The sequence below is a fragment of the Caminibacter profundus genome (assembly GCF_054657155.1).
In genome coordinates this window covers 836,166-855,831 of sequence record NZ_BAAHXC010000001.1, presented here as the reverse complement: position 1 = coordinate 855,831, position 19,666 = coordinate 836,166, and the positions used below count along the sequence as shown (strand labels likewise).

Annotated in this window: 17 protein-coding genes and 1 tRNA gene; 4 read left to right on the top strand and 14 right to left on the bottom strand. The window is 26.5% G+C overall.

The window, feature by feature from the left end; translation table 11 throughout:
* Positions 1–11: 11 nt before the first annotated feature.
* From ACYQ1U_RS04525 to ACYQ1U_RS04485, 9 genes are all read right to left on the bottom strand, one after another.
* A complete protein-coding gene (locus ACYQ1U_RS04525) occupies positions 12–2,132 on the bottom strand; it encodes a RelA/SpoT family protein (RefSeq protein WP_459884789.1) in 2,121 nt (706 codons plus the stop codon).
* Positions 2,129–2,332: a DNA-directed RNA polymerase subunit omega gene (locus tag ACYQ1U_RS04520; protein WP_459884787.1), complete on the bottom strand. Its 204-nt coding sequence runs from the start codon at positions 2,330–2,332 to the stop codon at positions 2,129–2,131. The genes ACYQ1U_RS04525 and ACYQ1U_RS04520 overlap by 4 nt, the downstream gene beginning before the upstream one ends.
* Positions 2,332–3,057, bottom strand: coding sequence for a UMP kinase (gene pyrH / locus ACYQ1U_RS04515; RefSeq protein ID WP_459884785.1), 726 nt, complete (start codon positions 3,055–3,057; stop codon positions 2,332–2,334). The genes ACYQ1U_RS04520 and pyrH overlap by 1 nt, the downstream gene beginning before the upstream one ends.
* A 32-nt stretch (positions 3,058–3,089) precedes the next feature.
* A complete protein-coding gene (locus tag ACYQ1U_RS04510) occupies positions 3,090–4,163 on the bottom strand; it encodes a murein hydrolase activator EnvC family protein (protein ID WP_459884783.1) in 1,074 nt (357 codons plus the stop codon).
* Between the two features lie 74 nt (positions 4,164–4,237).
* Entirely contained in the window at positions 4,238–5,023 is a 786-nt protein-coding gene (locus ACYQ1U_RS04505; RefSeq protein WP_459884781.1) for a hypothetical protein, read from the bottom strand.
* Entirely contained in the window at positions 5,010–5,669 is a 660-nt protein-coding gene (locus ACYQ1U_RS04500; protein ID WP_459884779.1) for a cell division ATP-binding protein FtsE, read from the bottom strand. The genes ACYQ1U_RS04505 and ACYQ1U_RS04500 overlap by 14 nt, the downstream gene beginning before the upstream one ends.
* Entirely contained in the window at positions 5,647–6,765 is a 1,119-nt protein-coding gene (trmB, locus tag ACYQ1U_RS04495; protein WP_459884777.1) for a tRNA (guanosine(46)-N7)-methyltransferase TrmB, read from the bottom strand. Before trmB ends, ACYQ1U_RS04500 begins: the two co-directional genes overlap by 23 nt.
* Positions 6,766–7,968, bottom strand: a complete 1,203-nt coding sequence (locus ACYQ1U_RS04490; RefSeq protein WP_459884775.1) for a hypothetical protein — start codon at positions 7,966–7,968, stop codon at positions 6,766–6,768.
* Positions 7,910–8,833, bottom strand: coding sequence for an RluA family pseudouridine synthase (locus tag ACYQ1U_RS04485; RefSeq protein WP_459884773.1), 924 nt, complete (start codon positions 8,831–8,833; stop codon positions 7,910–7,912). Before ACYQ1U_RS04485 ends, ACYQ1U_RS04490 begins: the two co-directional genes overlap by 59 nt.
* 186 nt (positions 8,834–9,019) lie before the next feature.
* Here ACYQ1U_RS04485 and rho point away from each other — a divergent pair, with 186 nt between their 5' ends.
* The gene (rho, locus tag ACYQ1U_RS04480) at positions 9,020–10,366 is read left to right on the top strand and encodes a transcription termination factor Rho (RefSeq protein ID WP_459884771.1); all 1,347 of its coding nucleotides are present in this window, start codon (positions 9,020–9,022) and stop codon (positions 10,364–10,366) included.
* Positions 10,359–11,099 (top strand): glutamate racemase, encoded by a 741-nt coding sequence (gene murI / locus ACYQ1U_RS04475; RefSeq protein ID WP_459884769.1) that lies wholly within the window; start codon positions 10,359–10,361, stop codon positions 11,097–11,099. Before rho ends, murI begins: the two co-directional genes overlap by 8 nt.
* A 69-nt stretch (positions 11,100–11,168) precedes the next feature.
* On the opposite strand, the gene ACYQ1U_RS04470 is transcribed toward murI, so the two are convergent.
* The gene (locus ACYQ1U_RS04470) at positions 11,169–12,080 is read right to left on the bottom strand and encodes an SPL family radical SAM protein (protein WP_459884767.1); all 912 of its coding nucleotides are present in this window, start codon (positions 12,078–12,080) and stop codon (positions 11,169–11,171) included.
* 66 nt (positions 12,081–12,146) lie between these two features.
* Here ACYQ1U_RS04470 and ACYQ1U_RS04465 point away from each other — a divergent pair, with 66 nt between their 5' ends.
* Complete coding sequence (locus tag ACYQ1U_RS04465; RefSeq protein WP_459884766.1) at positions 12,147–16,094, top strand: DUF6701 domain-containing protein; 3,948 nt, start codon at positions 12,147–12,149, stop codon at positions 16,092–16,094.
* On the opposite strand, the gene ACYQ1U_RS04460 is transcribed toward ACYQ1U_RS04465, so the two are convergent.
* Positions 16,084–16,794, bottom strand: a complete 711-nt coding sequence (locus tag ACYQ1U_RS04460; RefSeq protein WP_459884764.1) for a hypothetical protein — start codon at positions 16,792–16,794, stop codon at positions 16,084–16,086. The two genes, ACYQ1U_RS04465 and ACYQ1U_RS04460, sit on opposite strands and share 11 nt — an antisense overlap.
* A gap of 34 nt (positions 16,795–16,828) precedes the next feature.
* On the opposite strand from ACYQ1U_RS04460, the gene ACYQ1U_RS04455 reads away from it, so the two are divergent.
* On the top strand, positions 16,829–17,113 hold the full coding sequence (locus tag ACYQ1U_RS04455) for a DUF309 domain-containing protein (RefSeq protein WP_459884762.1): 285 nt from the start codon (positions 16,829–16,831) through the stop codon (positions 17,111–17,113).
* Positions 17,114–17,355: 242 nt separating this feature from the next.
* Here the strand turns inward: ACYQ1U_RS04455 and ACYQ1U_RS04450 are convergent.
* The 3 genes from ACYQ1U_RS04450 to sppA form a co-directional block, all read right to left on the bottom strand.
* Positions 17,356–17,431, bottom strand: a tRNA-Phe gene (locus ACYQ1U_RS04450).
* Between the two features lie 27 nt (positions 17,432–17,458).
* Positions 17,459–18,628, bottom strand: coding sequence for a UDP-N-acetylmuramoyl-L-alanine--D-glutamate ligase (gene murD, locus ACYQ1U_RS04445; protein ID WP_459884760.1), 1,170 nt, complete (start codon positions 18,626–18,628; stop codon positions 17,459–17,461).
* An 89-nt stretch (positions 18,629–18,717) separates the two neighbouring features.
* Entirely contained in the window at positions 18,718–19,662 is a 945-nt protein-coding gene (sppA, locus tag ACYQ1U_RS04440) for a signal peptide peptidase SppA (protein ID WP_459884757.1), read from the bottom strand.
* Positions 19,663–19,666: the final 4 nt, after the last annotated feature.

Here is a 19,666-nt window from a genome sequence, read left to right as displayed (position 1 = left end):
TTAGTTTTCCATTAGCCATTATAAGCATCCTTTTTTGGTATAAACTCTATTATATTGTACTCTTTTTTGATTTTATTTTTTATATAGTCATATTTATTTTTAGAAAATTCAATTTCCATTTTACAATTGTTTGACTCTTTTCCAAGTTCAATTGAATGGATAAAAATATCATTTTTAGTTAAAAAATTTACAAATTTAGCAAGCTCACCTTTTTTATTAGGCAAGGTGACTACTAAAAAAAATCTATTTTGAGAATTTTCAATCCACTCAACAAAAACTGCTTTGTCAATTTTATTTTCCGCATTATTACAAAATCTATGATGAATTTCAACTTCTTTTTTATCAAGAAGCCCTAAAATTTTATCTCCAACTTTTGGATGACAACAATAGTGAAATCTGATATCTTGTACAGGTTTATTGGATAAAACTCTTATATTTCCAAAATTATATTCTTTTAATTTTATATTTTTAAAATAAAGTATATTCTTTTTTCTTATTGTCTGATAAATTTTTTTTACAGTTTCTTTTAAAAATGCTTTGTCTTCTACTATTTTTGGGACTATATTGCATAAACTATTTGTTTTAAGTAGAGCTCTTACTTTAAATGTGTTTAAATCAAATATACCTTTAAGAATTGCAATTGCTAATTTTCTATTAATTTCTTTTTCTTTTTGACGACATAGTCTTTTTTGCTCATATTTTGCTTTAGAAGTTTTTAGGGCATTAAGCCAGCTACATCTTGGAATTTCTTTATCTCCAGTTTCAATTCTAACTATATCTCCTGTTTTTAAGTGATGAAGTAGAGAGACTTTTTCTTTATTTACATATGCTGCTATTGCTTTATTGCCAATATCACTATGAATAGCATATGCAAAGTCAAGAGCTGTTGCATTAAGAGGTAGAGTGAATGTATCAAACTTAGGAGAATATACTACAATATCTTCACTAAAAAGATCATTTTTTGCAAGTTCGTAAAAATCCTCTACATTTTCATCAAACTTCATATCTTCAAGCCATTTTGTATTTGGCATAGCAGTATCTAATTTATATTTCCAGTGAGCTGCAATACCAAATTCAGCATTTTTGTCCATATCAAAGGTTCTAATTTGAACTTCAATAATTGAATTTTTATCATATACAGTTGTATGAATTGTTTGATATCCATTTTCTTTTGGAATTGCAATATAATCTTTAAATCTACTAATAAGTGGTCTAAAATTTAAATGCACAATTCCAAGAGTTTTATAACATTCAATAGGTTTTTTGACAATGATTCTCACTGCAAGCAAATCTAAAACTTCTTCAATTGAAATACCTTTTCTTTGCATTTTAAGAAAAATAGAATAGTAGTGTTTTATTCTGCTTTTTATTTCAAACTCTTTTTCTTCAAATCCAACTTCTAGCATTATTTTTTCTATTTTCTGAATAAATGAGTTCATTTTTGAATGAAATTTTTCTTTATTTGCTTTTATATATTCATCTATTTTTTTATACTCCTCTGGCAAAAGATATTTAAATGCTAAATCTTCTAAAATGTTTTTAATAGTAGCAATTCCAAGTCTGTGTGCAATAGGAGAGTATACTACAAGAGTTTCTTCTGCTATTCTTTTTTGTTTATGAGAAGAAAGAGCATTAAGAGTTAACATATTGTGCAGTCTATCGCAAAGTTTGATAACTAAAACTCTTATATCATTTATTGAACTTATAAGCATTTTTCTAAATGTAAGAGCTGATTTGGCAAGTTTTTCATTTGAGTGTGAAGGTACTAAAGAATTATCTCTAATTTCCACAATTTTAGTTAGACCTTCTACTAAATTTGCAACTTCGTCTCCAAATGTATCTTTTATATAGTCTATAGTATAAGGAGTGTCTTCTACTATATCATGTAAAATAGCTGCTGTAATTACATCTTCACTGTCATTAAAAAAACTAGTAATAGTTGCTACTAAAATAGGGTGTATTACATAGTCTTCACCACTTTTTCTTTTTTGCCCCGCGTGAGCTTTTATGGCAAAATCAAGGGCTTCTTGTATTTTAGGGGTATTTACATTTGATAGAAGCAAAGAAGAAGCTTCTTCTATGGTTTTTATATTGTTTATTTTATTGATTAATTGTGAAAGTTCGTTTTTCAAATCTCTTTTACCTTAATTAAACCTTCTGCAATTTCTAAGATTGCGATCTCAGTTAGTTGCATATTTTTTTTAGGCAAATCAATTAAAGGTTTTGAGCCGTTTAATAGTTCATTTACTCTTCTAGCCACTGCTTGTGATAAAAGATATCTGTCATAATTTACTCTCTCAAGAGCTTTTGCATTTACTTGTTCTATTCTCATTATTTCTCCTTTACTATTGAAAATTTTGCATCAGGGGCATTTTTTAAAATTTTAAGTAAGTTTCCTTTGTTAAACATATTACATACTATTATAGGCAGTTTATTTTCTTTAGCTAACGCTATTGCTGTGTCATCCATTACCTTTATATTATCTTTTAGAGCTTCTTCATAAGAGAGTTCTTTTAATAGTTTTGCATCAGGATATTTATTTGGGTCTTTATCATAAATTCCATCAACTTTAGTAGCTTTTATAATAACGTTTGCACAAATTTCACTAGCTCTAAGCACTCCAGCAGTATCAGTAGTAAAAAAAGGGTTTCCAGTACCTGCTGCAAATATAACTACTCTACCTTTTTCTAAGTGTCTTACTGCTCGTCTTACTATAAAGTTTTCTGCGATCTCTTCCATTTTTATAGCACTTTGGACTCTAACGGCAAGACCGTAATTTTCAAGAGCTTCTTGCATTGCAACTGCATTAATAACAGTTGCTAGCATTCCCATATAATCTGCTGATGTACGTTTAATAATTCCATCTTTTGTAGCACTTACACCTCTTATGAAATTACCACCGCCAATTACTATTGATACTTCATATCCATATTCTACTACTGATTTTATTTCATCTGCAAGATATTCTAGAGTTTTAGGGTCGATCCCAAAACTATTTTCACCTGCAAGTGCTTCACCTGAAAATTTAATTAATATTCTATTTTCTTTTCTCTTCATCTAGACCCTTTTTAAAATAGTATTTTACCAAATTATTGAAGAGAAATTACCTTTAAAGGGTTAATAGGTTTTTCTTTATATGTAACTTCAAATTCAAGACTGTCTTTTACTCTTGCAATTATTTGACCTCTTTTTACAAAAGATCCTTTTTTTAGAAGAGGTGATACTTTACTAAGGTTTGCATATATACTAAAAATATTGTTTTTATGTTTTATTACTATAATTTTTTTACCTCCATTTTCTCCTATGTAAACTACACGACCTGGCATTATGCTTCTTACTGTTGCATTTTTTATAAAAGGTTTTATAGTAATTGAATCATTATAAATTTTAATTTTATAAATTGGGTCAATATAACTTCCAAATTTTTTAATAACTTTTCCTCTAAGAGGGGCTATTGTTTTCATTCCTTTGTATGTGAAAGTAGTTGGTTTTTGAGCCCTTTTTATAATTAAAAGAGAAGCTAGTTTTTTTTGTAATTTTTTTTGTTTATTTATAAGAGCAAGTAGTTTTCTTTTATATTCTCTTTTTTTTGATTCAAGTGAATTTAACTCTTTTTTTCTTTTTTTGAGCAAACTCAAAAGTTCGTTTTTTTTCACTTTTAAAGTATTTTGTTTGATTTTTATTTCTTCTATTTTTTTATTAGTTATAGAAATTTTATTTTCTAAATTTTCTTTTTTATTTATTAGTTTGTTTATTTTTTGAGAATAAACTTTTAGTATTTTTTGATTAAGTTCATTATAAATTAAATCATTAATATTATCAATTTCTTGAGTATTTAAATAATAATTTGTTGATAAAAAATCATTTATTTCATTTTGTATTTCTTTTAATTGTGTTAAGTGTCCTCTTTTTAAATCTGTTAATTCATTTAAAGTTTGATTTGAGTTTTTGAGTTTTTGTTGAAGTTTTTGAATTTCAATATTTAATTCGTTTATTTTAAGAGATAGTTTTTTTAAATTTTGTTGTTTATAAACTATTTCTTTTGCAAGTAAATCCATTTTTTCATTCATTTTTGAAATAACTATTTTTGTTTGTTTTAACTCTTTTTTTATTGAAGAACTAAACAACAATGTTAAAATAAGAGCTATACTAATAAATTTCACTTGAAAATTCCTTGCTTAATTAATATGTTAAAAAAATCTCCATAAATTTTTACTTTTTTTAATTTTTAATATTTTCAATTATTTTTAGATATTACTACCAGAATTGATGAAATTAACGATATAGAAAATGAAACAACAAATAAAATTATAAATTCTTCAAGAAAACTTACTGAAAAGTTAATATTAAGTTCAGTTATTATTTTTTGATAAAGAGCTGAGTTTGTTAAAGAATATATTATTATCATTGTTGAAATTATTGCAATAAATGAATCAATTATAGCAATTTTAAATAAAGCTGCACCCTTTAGCCAAAAAGGTGCTCCAAATAGTTCCATTATGTACATTCTTTCGCTATGAGACAACTTCCAGACTTCTAACTGTTTTACAATTAACAAAAATCCTAAAACACCAGTAATTATCATAAATGTTTTTGTAATAATCTTTAAAAGCATTAAAAGATTGTAAATTTTTGTTTGAGCACTTGAGTGGGTTAATACTCTTTTTATATATGCTTTTTCTAAAAGTTTTTCTTTTAATTTTTTAAGTTCTTTGGGACTTGGTAAATAATTTAGTTTTAATTTATAAAAATAGGGTATTGTTATTTTTTCAAAATCTATATTTTTATATTTTTCTTTTAGTTGATTTATTTGTTTTTGTATGTTTATTTCTTCAATTCCTGCAATTTCAGGTAAACTTATACTTTCTATTTTTGATGATGATACAATTACTATTGAGTAGTTGTTTACTATATTTTTTTCATATAATTTCAAAACTTGGGTAAACACCCTAAAAAGATATATGCTAAGAAGTATAGAAATTAAAGCTAAAATAAGTGTGATATGGCTTTTAAGATAGTTCATAAACTTTACCTTTTTCTATGTGTATATGTCTATATTGAATATTAAACTCATTTGGTAAAGAATGAGATGCTATTAATATAGTTATTCCAAGCTTATTTGCCATTATAAATAGATCCATAACAAGAGAAGCTGAATATTCGTCAAGTCCTGAAATAGGCTCATCTGCTAAAATCATTGCAGGATTATGAATAATTGCTCTTGCAATTGCAGCTCTTTGTTGCTCTCCACCACTTAATTCTGCTGGATATTTATCTAGTTTATGAGAGAGTTTTACTTTTTTAAGTAATTCTAATGCTCTTTTTTCTGATTCTTTTTTATCAAATCCCATAATAAAAAGAGGAAGCATTACATTCCTTAAAATATTCCATTCAGGTATAAGTTTGTAATCTTGAAATACAATACCGAGTCTTTTTCTAAGTTTTGCTAAAGCTGATTTTGAAATAGTACTTAAGTTATAAGGTCCTATATATAAATTTCCCTCAGGCTTTATTTCTCCATACATTGAGCGAATAAGAGTAGTTTTACCACTTCCACTTATTCCTGTTAGAAAAACAAAATCTCCCTCATTTATAGTAAAAGTGGAATCGTGAATAATATATTGTTTATTGTAACCAATTTTTAAGTTATTCGCTTTTACTAATGCCATTAAATAGCCTTTTTAATTCTAGATGAGCTAAGTAGTTCTCTTTTATAGGAGCTGGGGCTTTAAAATATTCTGGTACTTCTTTATTTAAAATATATACGTGTTCTGGTCTATTAAAATTACCAAGGGTTAGTCTAATTAGTTCTTTTTCACTATCAATTTTAAAAATTTTTTCAATATGAATTACAAAATTATCATAAACTTTTGGTGTAAAGTCTAAACCCTTAAGTCTCTTTTCAAAAGAAAAATCAAAATTTTCTACTAATTCTTTAGAAATTTGATGATTTATCATATAAATATCATAGATGTCTTTATTTAGTTTTTTCCATCTGTCTTCATATTTGCTAGAAACAATGTATGGCATATTTTTTTTAACTTTTAATTCAGTTTTATTAAATGATAAAAATTCATTTAATGAATATTCGAAATAGTTATCACTATCAGTCCTTAGATGTAAGAAACCATTTTGCTTTAAAGTTCTTATTGATTCAGATATGAAATCTTTATTAATAACTCTTCTATGGGGTTTTTTATCCCAAGGTACAGGAAAATGGACATAGATTGCACTAAGTCTATTTGATGGGATTTTGCTAAGAATTATTCTTGCATCATGATTTAAAATTCTTATATTTGTTATTTTTTCATGTTCTATTCTTTTTAGTACTTGTTCGATTGAAGGTTTGTGAATTTCAATCCCTAAGATTATTTTATCTCTATTTTCTTTTGCAAGATAAACTAAATGCCTACCACTTCCAAACCCGACTTCTACTATATCAATAGCACTCAAATCATCTTCAATATTTAGTAAATTTTTATTTGGTAATTTTTCTTTTATACCTTTAATATTTTCAAATATTATATTAGCTTCGTTTAGTTTTACAAATGCTAGATAGGCTTTTTTTATTTCGCTTATTATTGGCCTAGTTATTTTATCGTATTTAACAAGGAAGCCATTTTCTTTTTTTATAATCTTAATTAAAAATTTTGCACTATCTGTTTTTACTCCTACTAAATTTTCTGCTTTAAATAAAAATTCTACATCTTCTATTTTTTGAGGGTAAGAAAAATCTTTTATTTTGTCAATCACAATGTGAGGCATTTATTCTCCTACTTCTATTTTTGCTGGAGTTTTTGAGATAAGTCCATATTTATCTATTTCGTAAATGTAAAACTCATAAGATTTTTTTGGATTTATTGTATCTGTAAAGTTATTTTTATTGGTTACGTATTTTTTTTCTTTTTTATTAAATAATCCATTCTTTTCAATTTTTACAATTAAATATTTTACTGCTCTATTATCAGGAGAAGTAAATATAAATTCTATTTTATTGCCATTTAGATTTGTTGAAATTATAGGAGTTGCAGGTGCTTGTAAAGTTTGCCCCATTACTGCAGGTGTATCATTTAATAAAGATTCAGTTGAATATTTTGATACAGCTGTGACTTTGTAATATTTTGTAACTCCATCTTTATTTATTTTATCTACATAAAAAGTATCATTTGTTTTTGCTATAAAAGTAAAAAATCCATCTGCGCTATTGCTTCTATAAATTTTATAAAAAGCAGCTCCTTGAACTGGAGAGTATGTAATTTTAATTTCTTTTGGTAAGTTTACACTTGCTTTTACATTTAAAACTACTGATGGTTTTGGATAAGTTGAAACAGTAATTGTTTTTGAAGGGAAAGATTTTATATTATCAAAGCTTTTTGCAATTATTCTATATTTATAAATTTTTCCATCTTTAAGTCCAGTATCTATATATTCAACATTTAATCTAGGGCTTAAAGTAGCTATTTTTTCCCACTTTGCTTTTTTATCATTAAATCTTTCAATTTCATATTCTTTTACTCTTTCATTCATGTGAGGTCTAAATACTATTTTAACAGCTCCTTTTTTTATGGGTTTTGCTTCAAGTGGAATTACGGGAGAGAGTTTTGGTAACGTGTTTTGAGTTGTTTCAACTGCAAGAGAAGGAGTGCCTTTTTTATCAAATGTTGCTATTCTATACTTATAAATGGTATTTGGTTTTAAATCAGTATCAACGTAAATGGATTTAAAAGGGTCTTTTATAGTAGCAATTTGGTTCCATTTATGTGTTTTTGGATTATATCTTTGAATATAATAGCCACTCATTTGAGTTACTGGATTCCAAAAAAGTGCCATTGCATTTCTATCAGGGTATGCTTTAAATTCTTTAACTACTGGTAGATTTGGGTTTGATTTTGGAGCAGGTTTATTTATATTAGTTACACATCCCGTTATAAAAACTAAAAAAATTACTGAGATTATTAATTTTTTCATATGCATTTCCTTTTGGAATTAATTGTTTGAAGTCATCAAATAGTGGTGCTATTATACTAAGTTTTTTTCCATTTGGGTGAGTTAAATAAATTTCTCTTGCATGAAGCATTACCCTTTTAATATTTTGATTTTTTTTCCCATATGTTTTATCACCTATAATGTATCTACCAAGATTTGTTAAATGTACTCTTATTTGATGGGTTCTACCTGTAAAAAGCTTTGCAGCTGTAAGGTTTTCGAAAATTGGTACAAAAAGGGTTTTTGCTTCTTTTCCCCCATTTACTATAGCCATTTTTAATCTATTTTTTGGATTTCTTGCAATAGGTTTATTTACACATTTTGCTTCTTTTAAAGGTTTATTTAAAAGCATTAAATAATATCTACCCATTGATTTATCTTTTAATTGGTTACTTAAAAATTCATGAGCTTTGTTATTTTTAGCAATTACAAGCGCTCCACTTGTTTCTTTGTCTATTCTATGGACTATTCCAAATCTTTCTTCTCCTGCAATATTTGAGAGAGTAAAACCATTCTGTTTTAGCCAGTCAACAAGAGTAGGCTCTTTTACACTTGGAGCTGGATGTACTACAATTCCTGGAGGTTTATTAATAACTAAAATATCTTCATCTTCATAAAGAATAGGCACTTCAAAATTAGCTTCTTTTGTCTCTTTTTCTTGGATTTTTGGAAAAGTTATTTCAATTGTTTCTTTTCCTTTTAGTTTAATTCCTCCTTTTTTAGCTATTTTTCCATTTACTTTTACAAAACCTTTTTTTATTAAGTTTTCTATTTGACTTCTATTTTCCTGTAATTTTTCACTTAAAAAAATATCTAGCCGAGTAATCTTATCAGCTATTATTTCCATATTTTCTCCAATAAATTTTTTATTATTATATCAATTTATGGTATTACTTAGGACTTGGAACTTGGTTACTTGGAACTAACTCTCAACTTTTCATTATCAATTATTGACACTCTTGACAAAAAAAATTTATTTAAATAAAATCGCATTAAACTACTACACTTCAATCTTCACAAAGGATAAAATCATATGGAAAAAGAAATAAAAGTTAATGAAATTGAAAATTCTGCTCAAAATCATAATAACGAAGAGCCAAAAAAACAAAGAACACATATACCAGTAGAAGGCTATACTGTTGAAGAACTTCGCAAAATGCCGACTGATGAACTTATAGAAATTGCAAAAAAACTTGGAGTTGAAAATCCTCAAGAATTTAAAAGACAAGATCTAATGTTTGAGATTTTAAAAGCTCAAGTACAACAAGGTGGATATTTATTATTTACAGGTATCCTTGAAATAATGCCAGATGGATATGGATTTTTAAGAAGTATCGGTGGAAACTTCGAAAACTCAGTAAATGATGTATATGTTTCTCAAACTCAAATTAGAAGATTTGCTCTTCGTACTGGTGATATAGTAACAGGGCAAGTTAGGCCTCCAAAAGATCAAGAAAAATATTATGCACTTTTAAAAATTGAAGCAGTAAATTACTTACCTCCTGAAGAAGCTAAAAAAAGACCTCTTTTTGATAATTTAACTCCTCTATATCCAAATGAGAAGTTAAAGCTTGAATATGACCCAACAAAGCTTACAGGTCGTGTGCTTGATTTGTTTGCTCCTATTGGAAAAGGACAAAGAGGACTTATAGTTGCACCTCCAAGAAGTGGTAAAACTGTATTTTTAAAAGAAATAGCTCATGGAATTACTCAAAATCATCCAGAAGTAGAGCTTATGGTACTTTTGGTTGATGAAAGACCAGAAGAAGTTACAGATATGCAAAGAAGTGTAAAAGGAGAGGTATATTCTTCAACATTTGATAAGCCTGCTCAAAATCACGTAAGAGTTGCTGAACTTGTAATTGAAAAAGCTAAAAGAATGGTTGAGATGGGTAAAGATGTTGTAATTTTACTTGATTCAATCACTAGACTTGCTCGTGCCTATAATGCAGTAACACCTGCAAGTGGAAAGGTGCTTAGTGGTGGGGTTGATGCAAATGCTTTGCATAAGCCAAAAAGATTTTTTGGTGCAGCTAGAAATATAGAAGAGGGGGGTAGTCTTACTATTATTGCAACAGCACTTATTGATACTGGGTCTAAAATGGATGAGGTTATTTTTGAAGAGTTCAAGGGAACAGGAAATATGGAAGCAGTACTTAGCCGAAGAATTGCAGATAGAAGAATTTATCCAGCAATTGATTTACTAAAATCTGGAACAAGAAAAGAAGAATTACTACTAACACCAGAAGAACTTGCTAAAGTTTGGGCTATTAGAAACATTGTAAGTGAAATGGATGAGATTGAAGCACTTAAACTTATTTATTCAAAAATGTTAAAAACTAAAAACAATAAGGAATTTTTAAGCGCAATTAATGAATAGATGTGGAGTATTTGATAGCGGAATAGGTGGTATTAGTGTTGCAAAAGAGATAATACAGGCTAAACTTTTTGATGAAGTAATTTATTTTGGTGATACGGCAAGAGTACCATATGGTAATAAAAATGAAAGTACAATTATTAGATACTCGCTTGAAGCGCTTGAGTTTTTGAAAAATTTTGATATTGATTTTTTAGTTGTTGCGTGTAACTCTGCTAGTTCTGTTGCAATTGATGATCTCAAAAAAGAAGCAGGGTTTCCAGTAGTAGGTGTGATAGAAGCAGGAGTCAAAGCAATTGAGAATGAAAATAAAAATTCAAATATTTTGCTTATAGGCACAAAACGCACGATAAGTTCAGGAAAATATCAAAAATTTTTATCTAAAAAAGGTTTTAAAAATATTGTTTCAATTCCAACTCCTCTTTTTGTTCCATTAGTTGAAGAGGGAATAGTTGATGGAAAGATTGTTGATGATGTATTTGAGTTATATTTTGGAAATATAGAAAAAAATTTAGTTGATATAATTATCCTTGGATGTACTCACTATCCTTTTTTATCAAAATCATTTAAGAAACACTTTCCAAATGCTAAGTTAATCCACTCAGGTCAGGCAATTGTTTCTCTTTTAAAGGAAGAATATAACTTAACTTCTAAAAATAGCACTACTATAAAGCTATTTGCTAGTGATAATGTAGAAGAGCTAAGATATAGAGCTAGTATATGGTTAAATAGGTAATTGGTGTACTGGTATATTGGTATGTATTTTATATTAAAAACAACAAATAAACAATAACAAATACACCAATTAACCAATTAATCCTTTTACATATTCAATTATTTCTTTTTCATCTTTATATCTTGCTTCACCATTTTTAATTTCATAAGGATACCATGTAATTTCACTTAAGTGAATTTTACGGAGTTTTTTTAAAAAATCTTTATTAATTCTAAATGCTCCTATTTCGATATTTGTTGTTCTTAGATCAATTTCATTTTTTAAATAATCGATAAAATGTTTATAAATACTTTTAAAATTATCTGTCTTTATAATTGGATCTATTGCAATTTCAATATTGTAACCTTTTTTTATAGCAAGCTTTATAGATTTTATTCTTTTTTCAAGACTTGGAGCTTTTTTTTCAAATTTGTTTATTTCAAATGGTGATAGTGAAAATGTAAGTAAAAAGTTTTTAGGAGGATTTGAAGGCAGCTTATCAACATTTGCTGATTTTGTACGACTCTCAATTAATAAATCCTCTCTATCTTTAGCTAGTTCTATCCATTTTCTATGAAAAGGATATATTCCTTCAAATGCAAGTAAATCTGTTTCATAGCTTATTGGAATAAAAGCATTTTTAAGCTTTCTTGCCTCATTTATAAAATCATCTTCATTTACAAATATTACTGGATATCCACTTGGATACATTCCACCTATATAACAGTATTCGCAATTATAAATACATCCTAAAATCTGAGTAGAATAGTAAAAGTTTTGATAACCTCTAGAGTTACAAAACTTACTTCCTTTGTAAAAGGAAATATTTTCTTTTACTGCTAAAATAAGTCTATTTTGAGATTTTTGATAGTTAAAATTTTGATGAGTTCGGTTAAAAATATCTTTGTAATGAGTTATTTCTATTATTTTTGGCTTAAATTTATTGATTATGTTTTCTGTTATTTCATAATTAAATGCCTTTTTTTCTATATACAAAACCATTAAAAACCTTTTTGTGATTTTAACAAATCTGATATAATTGTAAAAGAGGGAGAAAAGGAGAAAAGAATGAAAAAACTAATTGCTTTATTGTTCATATTTTTTAGTTTATTATCTGCAAAAACTATAGTGGTTTATAATTCTGGGGCTGCATGTACGAATGGAGATGAATATTACACTTCAATAGAAGGTGCATTAACACATACATCCGATGGAGATATTATCAGTATCTGTCCAGGAACTTACAATATAACATCAGATATAACAGTGAAAAATAAAGACATTACGATACAAGGTTTGGGAAATAATATAGAGGATGTTGTTTTACAAAGCAGTAAACCACATACTTTGAAAATAACTGCAATAAATGACGATAAGACTATTATTAAAAATATGAAAATTGTAAACTATTCACAAAATGGTATTGCTATTTGGTCTGATGGAAGTTCAGATGATAAAATATGGCTTCAAGACTTGATTATAGAATCAGAAGGAAAAGGATTATACTTACAGAGTGGGTTGGCTTGTTCTAATAATATTACTATTATTAGTAAAGATAGTGCTATATATGCTATTGCAAAGAGTGATATTAGTATAAATGATGCAAATATTACAAGTGAAAATGGAATTGCTGTTTATTTTGGGGGTGAGCCTGTTAATATTATTATAACAAATAGTAATATTGTTTCTAAGAATAACTATGGATTACAAATTGATAAAGCTAATTCAATTTTAATTGATTCTGTCAAAGTAGAAGGAAAAACAAGAGGTATTTATTTACCTTATGATGCACATAATCCTGTTATTAAAAATAGTATAATAAAAAGTAGTGGAAATACAGATTATGCTCTTGTTTTAGATACAAATCCATCAAATCCTGCTAAGATTGAAAATAATTGTTTTTATGGAAGGAAAGAATTATGGGTAGGTAGAGATGGATATATTTTTAAAGGAAATTATTATGATGGAGTAATAGATATAAATAATGATGGTTCTATTACGCCAGATGATAGTGATAAAATATGGGCAGGAAATAATAATTATATGAAAGATAGTGATTATAGAACGTCTTGTAATAATGTAATTAATACAGCATTGGTTAGTTATGATTGTCCGTGTTGTGAGGAAGATGAGGTAGATGTTTGTTCTATATTTCCTAGTGCAATTTATAGTTTTGGCAATTTACAATTAAATTCAGGAGTGGCTTGTAATAGTATTAAAATTTATTCGAATAATTCAAATACTTTAAATAGTTTTAAATGTTCGGCAAAATTAGATTGTAGTGAGCCTATTTCTTGTATTAATGAAAAATATAATACTGAAAAATATAATCCTAACTTTTTATATTCAAATGGCACTTACAGCATAGATAATGATTGTGATTATACTAAAGGTGTTTGTAATTTAACGCACAGTAATTACAATTCAAATACTAATAACTTTATCAATAATACTCCAAAAGAAATTAATTTTGAAGCTAATGAAACTTGTATATATGATAGCACAAAAAAATGTATGAGTATTGGAAGTATTAAACTACAAAAGAATCAAACATACATTTTTAGTTTTAAGCCCGGAGATTACTATTTTGATTCTTTAGATATCGAGTTAGATCCTAACAATTCAGATATTGAAATTATTTTACCAGAAGGGGGTCCTGTTAGAATTTTTATAAATTCAGAACTAAAGATTAAAGGTAATATTAATAAAAATGGAGACGCACATGATTTATTTATTTATGTGAATGGTAATATTGTAGTAGATAAAGAATCAACAACAAAAGCTTATGTTTATTTAAAAGGTGATTTTAATGCTAATCAACCTATTATTCTCTATGGTGCTGTAACATCTGAAGGTAATATAAATGGAAGTAATGGCACGTTTATATATACAGGTGAACCGTATGGAGTGTTTCCTGAATGTAATGAAGATCAAGAGTTAGATACTATAACAGGGACATTTAATGTAGTAGAGCCTATATTTGATTCTAATATTGATCCAATAGATGAAAATAATTTACTTAATCAAATTTATACAAAAATAGTTAATAAGCCTTTTAGGATGAAAGTGTTAAAATTAAAAGATGATGGTAAAACATTAGAAAAATATAACGGGATTGTAAGTGTCGAACTTATTAAAGCTCCTACAAATGATATTGAGTGTGCTCTAAATCCTGCAATAGCAAGCGAATATGTTACATTTGATAATAGTGAAAGTGTTGAATTTAACATAACTTCTCCTGTTATTTTAAAAAATGCACAGTTTAGAATAAAATATGTAAACTATTCATTTCCTGAAGAATGTATTAGCTCTATAAAATCTATTAGAGGAAATCATCATGGATATAGATATGGATCTGGTAGAGAAACACACCATGTTAATGATACTACTTTAGAATGTGCTAAAGCTTTATATAATTATAATTTGTCAGATAATATTAAAGATTGTATGTTGGAGTGTGAGATAAAAACTGGTCATTATTTTGGTGAAGAAGTTAAAAATGGATTTTCATTTGGCAATACTTATAGACATGGTCATAAACATAAAAAAGGTATTAAATGTATAATGGAATGTGTGTTCAATGAAACTAAAACTATATGTAGTCGTGATAATTTTGCAATTAGACCTGACCATTTTGAAATAACATTAAATTCAATTAAACCAATAAAATCAGGTAATGATTTTAATATTACAATAAAAGCCGTAGATCCTTTTGGTAATTTAGTAAAAGACTATAATGAAACTATTCATATAAAAGAGTACTCGCCTAGTTTAGAATATAATGATATTAATAATTCAAAAGGTTGTATAACAGGTGATTTGAATTTTAGTGTAGGTAGTAATGTAAAGTTTATAAATGGAGAAGCAAATATTGTATTAAATTATTCTGATGTAGGTGATTTGAACTTAACAATTGAAGAAAAAAAAGATAAAAAAGAATTTGCAAGTGTTGATGAAAATGATGGTATAAATCAGAATGCTTTATTGATTAAATCATATACTAAAATAATAAAGTTTATACCAGATCATTTTGGGGTTATAGCTAATTATACAGCTTTCAAAAATAGGAAATTTACATATATCTCAAATGATTTAAATATGTCAAGTATATTAAACTTGAATATTACAGCACTAAATAAACAAAATGTAATTACAGAAAATTATAATAAAAATTGCTATGCTAATGATATAAATATAAATATTTCACATTCTAACGTAGATAGTTCAATCTCAAATATTTTATATATATATGATGAAAATAACCATGAAATAAATTCTTCTAAAAAAAGTGTAAGTACAACTTCAGATATAAATATATTATATTCAAAAAATAATTTTACCTATAATAATGGTTCTGCTAATTTAAAAATATATATAAATTTTGAAAAAGATTATAGAATTCCTATAGACGAATTTAATTTTTCAATTAATACTATCGAAGTCAAAGATAAAAATAATGTAAAGGGAAGTTTTAATCTTGATAAAGACACGACATTTAAATATGGTAGAATAAAAGTAAATAATATTACGGCAATAGATAAAAAAGATGTGAATACCACTTTTGAATACATGTATTGGGATAGTGATAAAGGATGGGTTATAAATAAAGATCATAACAATACAATATTTGGAGATATAAAGTTAGCAAACTCTTATAAACCTAGTTACATTAATATAGATATTTTACCTCAGAATAGTAAAAATATTTTAGATGGTAAAGAAAAATTAAAAATTTCAACTACTCATGGATTACCTTATAGTGCAAAAATTCATTTATCTATTCCTAGTTGGCTTTGGTATCATCCTTTAGCAAAACCATATAAAGATCCAAGTATTTCAAATCTAGATTGTTTAACTCATTCTTGTCTTAAAGTAATGTTTCAAAAATCTGGTTCAGGTTGGGCAGGAATAGGTAATAATACTTCTAGATATAATGAAAATAATAAAACCATTAATATTAAACTAGGTAAAGAGCTAAATGCTACTAAAAATGAAGTAAAAAAACTTAATTGGTAAGGGAATTTAAAAATTCACTTATTGCTTTTTTGTTTTTTAAATTTTTAAAAGTAGGGAATGGAATATTTTTTATTTTTCTATAGATTAATATGTTTTTTAGTTGATTTTCTTGAGTTTTTGTAAGATGCATTTTTGATTGTGCTTCTTTTAAAGCTTCATTGATATCTTCAAAAAAATCATCTTTTTCATCAAGTAATTTTTCAATAATATGTAGATGATTTTGTATTAAGCTTGGTATATCGTTTTTATTTATTGGATTTGAGGGTGTGTCACTTACTATCTTATATAAAATAATATTTTCTACACTTAGAAATTTATAAGCTGCCTCAAAAAATCCGCTACCTTCCATGTCTACTAAAGAGTAGTATTTTCCTGTTTTTGAAACTGTATAAAGTGTTTTTGCATTTTTATCAAAAAAATCTGGATAATATTCAAAACCAGTGTCTATATCTATTATTTTTTCTATAAAAAAACCTTGATTTTTTTCGTAAGTTTTACTTCCTGCTATTCCTATATTTAAAGATTTTTGAGGATATTTTTGAACTAAAAGAGCAGTATTTATGGCTGATTTTATTTTTCCTTGTCCTGTTATTATTAAATTTAAGTAATTATTTTGGTATATTTCGTTAATTGGTTTTAAGTTAAACTTTTTTATAATAGGTAAAGCTTCTATTTTTAAAGCAGTAATAATATTTAACATTAGTTGCCTTTCAAAAAAAATATAAAGGAATTATATGGCAAATTTTGAACTTTTTAAAGAATTAATAGAAAAAGAAGAGTATTATGAAGCACATGAAGTTTTAGAAGAATACTGGAAAGTTATAAGAAAAACAAATAATCCTTATAAAGATGTTTATAAAGGATTTATAAATGCAGCAGTAGCAATGGAACTTAAAAAAAGAGGAAGAAATAATTATAAAAAAGTTTGGGATGCATATGAAAAATATAAATATCTTTATATTAAAGAGAAAAGGTTTATTGAAATTATGGAGTTTTTAGATGAAAGAAAACCTTTTTAGGATTAATGAGTTATATTGCTTAAATCGAATTGTGATTTAAGTAGTATTAATAAATCTTATTTAGATGAAATTATTTTATTAACTGCGCTTTGCGCAGTTTTATTTTTTTATAATGTCTAACATCAGTTATTAAATGTTGTTTTTATGTATTATGAGGAATTGCATGAGGCGGATTTTTTAATGTAACTTTAATAGCTTTTATTATAAATAAAGAGCCTGACGCTAATATTTAGACAAACCAATGGTGCCTCGGGACGGAATCGAACCGCCGACACAGGGATTTTCAGTCCCTTGCTCTACCAACTGAGCTACCGAGGCTTGGATTGAAATTATAATAAATTAAACTTAAAAACTGCTTAAAATTAGTTTTTTAAACTCATCTCCTCTTTCTTTATATCCACTAAATTGATCAAAGCTAGCGCATGCAGGACTAAGTAAGGCTACTTCATTTTCTTTTAGTTCTTTATCTATTTTTTTTATAGCAACATTTATAGTTTTTGCAACAAAATATTTAATCTTATGTTTTTTTGCTAAATTCTCAAAAAAAGCAGTTTTATTACCAATAATATAAAGTTCAATATCAATATTTTTCATATATTCAAAAAGTGGCGTAAAATCTTGTCCTTTGTCAACTCCTCCAATGATTAAGTGAATTTTTTTATTTTTATATCTTTTTAATGCATTAAGGCTAGCATCTACATTTGTAGCTTTGCTATCATCAACCCAAAGTCTATTTTTTTTATCTTTTATTTCTTCTAGTTTATGAGAGTCTATTTTAAAGTTTTTTAGAGATTTATGTGTGAAGTTTAATATATAATATATACTTTTTGCAATTAGCTCATCAAGTAGAAATGGTACTTCAAATTCAGGAGTTATATTAAATTTTTTAATTAAATCTTCTTCGTTTTCATATAAAATTTTATAAGCTTTTGTTGGAGTATCAAATTTTTTTGGCATTATTACTATATCTCTTTGAGTCATTCTTTTTAGTGGAGATAGTTTAGCTTTAACATACTCTTCAAAACATCTATGCCAAGATATATGGTCTTCTTTGATAGGTAAAATTCCATATATATTTGGTTTTGCATATTTTGTATAATAAAGTTGAAAACTACTAACTTCTAAAACCCAAATTTTTTTTGGGTTTAACTTTCCTAGAGGTATACCGATATTTCCTCCTATATCACTATTTTCAAGTAAAAAGTGGGTCATTTGAGTTGTAGTGGTTTTTCCATTTGTTCCTGTAATCCATATTTGTAAAGGTGCTAGGTTTTGATAATAATCTAATTCACTTATTAAATTTTTCGCTTTACGGACTAAAGGATGTGTTGGAGGAATTCCAGGAGATGTTATTTCAAGTTTTGAATTTTCTGGGTTAAAAAAGTATGAGGGTAAAAGTTTATTTCCATATTTATCATAAGAAACTTTATTAAAATTGTCATCAAAAATCTCCCATCCACCGCTTTTTGCAATGGATTTTGTTGTTATTCCGTAACCAAATAAGCTTTTTTTCATCTAATTCTCCATTTTTCACGTATATTTTATATTGGTTATTTTGTATATTGTTGTAAATATACTAATAACCAATAACTAATTTCCTATTCTTAATTAGTATTAAAAACACCCGTTGCTTCTTTTATTGCTTCTCCTATATCACTTGATAGTTTAATATTAAAAAATGGCATTTTTTGTTTATCAATTGAAACTTCATAAAAATCAACAGTTCCTAGTCTTTTTTTTATTTCTTCTTTAACTTGAACGAGATTAGATATTTTATCTATTAAAATACCTTTTACAGTACTTGCTACATATATTTTACCATCAGCATATTTTTTTAATTTTTCAACTGAAATATTTCTATCTTTTGCTACTGTTTTTAGAAAATTTTCATAAGTTGGGAGTAAAAGGTGAGTTTTTAGATATTCCTTATCTTTTTCATTAAATTTTCTAAACCAAGATACAGGTTGTTTATATTTGCCAATAGTTAAACTATCTTCTTCTACTCCCACTTTATCTGCTAGTTTTTTTAATACAAAGTGAGGCATAATTACACCAATGCTTCCAACTACTGCATTTTTATTTGCAATTATAGGTTTTATAGCGCTTATAATATAATATCCACCACTTGCTGCCATACTTTCTACATAAACATTAACTTTTTTTTTCTTATTAATGTATTTTAAGTATGCATTAAATTCATCACTAGCACTTGGACTTCCTCCTGGGGTATTGAATATAAGCAAAAACTCTTTACAATTTTTATCTTTAATTAAAGCATTCATTTTATTTATGAGTTTATTAATGTAATCTACTGTAATTGTTTTATTAATATTAATTACAGCAACATATGGTTTGTTTGTAGTTTGATTTGATGGAAATGTTTTTTTAAAAAAGCTAAATAGTAATACTAATTCAGCAATTATGAGTAATGCAACACCAAATAAAATAATTTTCTCTTTCAGAGCTTTTATTTTAAATATTTTAAGTTCTACTTTTAATTTTTCATTTTCTTGATTAATATTTTCCATTTTCCATTGTCCATTTTCCATTTTA

Bases quoted from the DNA above. Each gene is read 5' to 3' on its own strand.
- ACYQ1U_RS04465 (WP_459884766.1), top strand. From the start codon at position 12,147: ATGAAAAAACTAATTGCTTTATTGTTCATATTTTTTAGTTTATTATCT.
- rho (WP_459884771.1), top strand. From the start codon at position 9,020: ATGGAAAAAGAAATAAAAGTTAATGAAATTGAAAATTCTGCTCAAAAT.
- ACYQ1U_RS04455 (WP_459884762.1), top strand. From the start codon at position 16,829: ATGGCAAATTTTGAACTTTTTAAAGAATTAATAGAAAAAGAAGAGTAT.
- pyrH (WP_459884785.1), bottom strand. From the start codon at position 3,057: ATGAAGAGAAAAGAAAATAGAATATTAATTAAATTTTCAGGTGAAGCA.
- murI (WP_459884769.1), top strand. From the start codon at position 10,359: ATGAATAGATGTGGAGTATTTGATAGCGGAATAGGTGGTATTAGTGTT.
- sppA (WP_459884757.1), bottom strand. From the start codon at position 19,662: ATGGAAAATGGACAATGGAAAATGGAAAATATTAATCAAGAAAATGAA.
- ACYQ1U_RS04485 (WP_459884773.1), bottom strand. From the start codon at position 8,833: ATGGAAATAATAGCTGATAAGATTACTCGGCTAGATATTTTTTTAAGT.
- ACYQ1U_RS04490 (WP_459884775.1), bottom strand. From the start codon at position 7,968: ATGAAAAAATTAATAATCTCAGTAATTTTTTTAGTTTTTATAACGGGA.
- murD (WP_459884760.1), bottom strand. From the start codon at position 18,628: ATGAAAAAAAGCTTATTTGGTTACGGAATAACAACAAAATCCATTGCA.
- ACYQ1U_RS04460 (WP_459884764.1), bottom strand. From the start codon at position 16,794: ATGTTAAATATTATTACTGCTTTAAAAATAGAAGCTTTACCTATTATA.
- ACYQ1U_RS04500 (WP_459884779.1), bottom strand. From the start codon at position 5,669: ATGGCATTAGTAAAAGCGAATAACTTAAAAATTGGTTACAATAAACAA.
- ACYQ1U_RS04470 (WP_459884767.1), bottom strand. From the start codon at position 12,080: ATGGTTTTGTATATAGAAAAAAAGGCATTTAATTATGAAATAACAGAA.
- ACYQ1U_RS04520 (WP_459884787.1), bottom strand. From the start codon at position 2,332: ATGAGAATAGAACAAGTAAATGCAAAAGCTCTTGAGAGAGTAAATTAT.
- ACYQ1U_RS04505 (WP_459884781.1), bottom strand. From the start codon at position 5,023: ATGAACTATCTTAAAAGCCATATCACACTTATTTTAGCTTTAATTTCT.
- trmB (WP_459884777.1), bottom strand. From the start codon at position 6,765: ATGCCTCACATTGTGATTGACAAAATAAAAGATTTTTCTTACCCTCAA.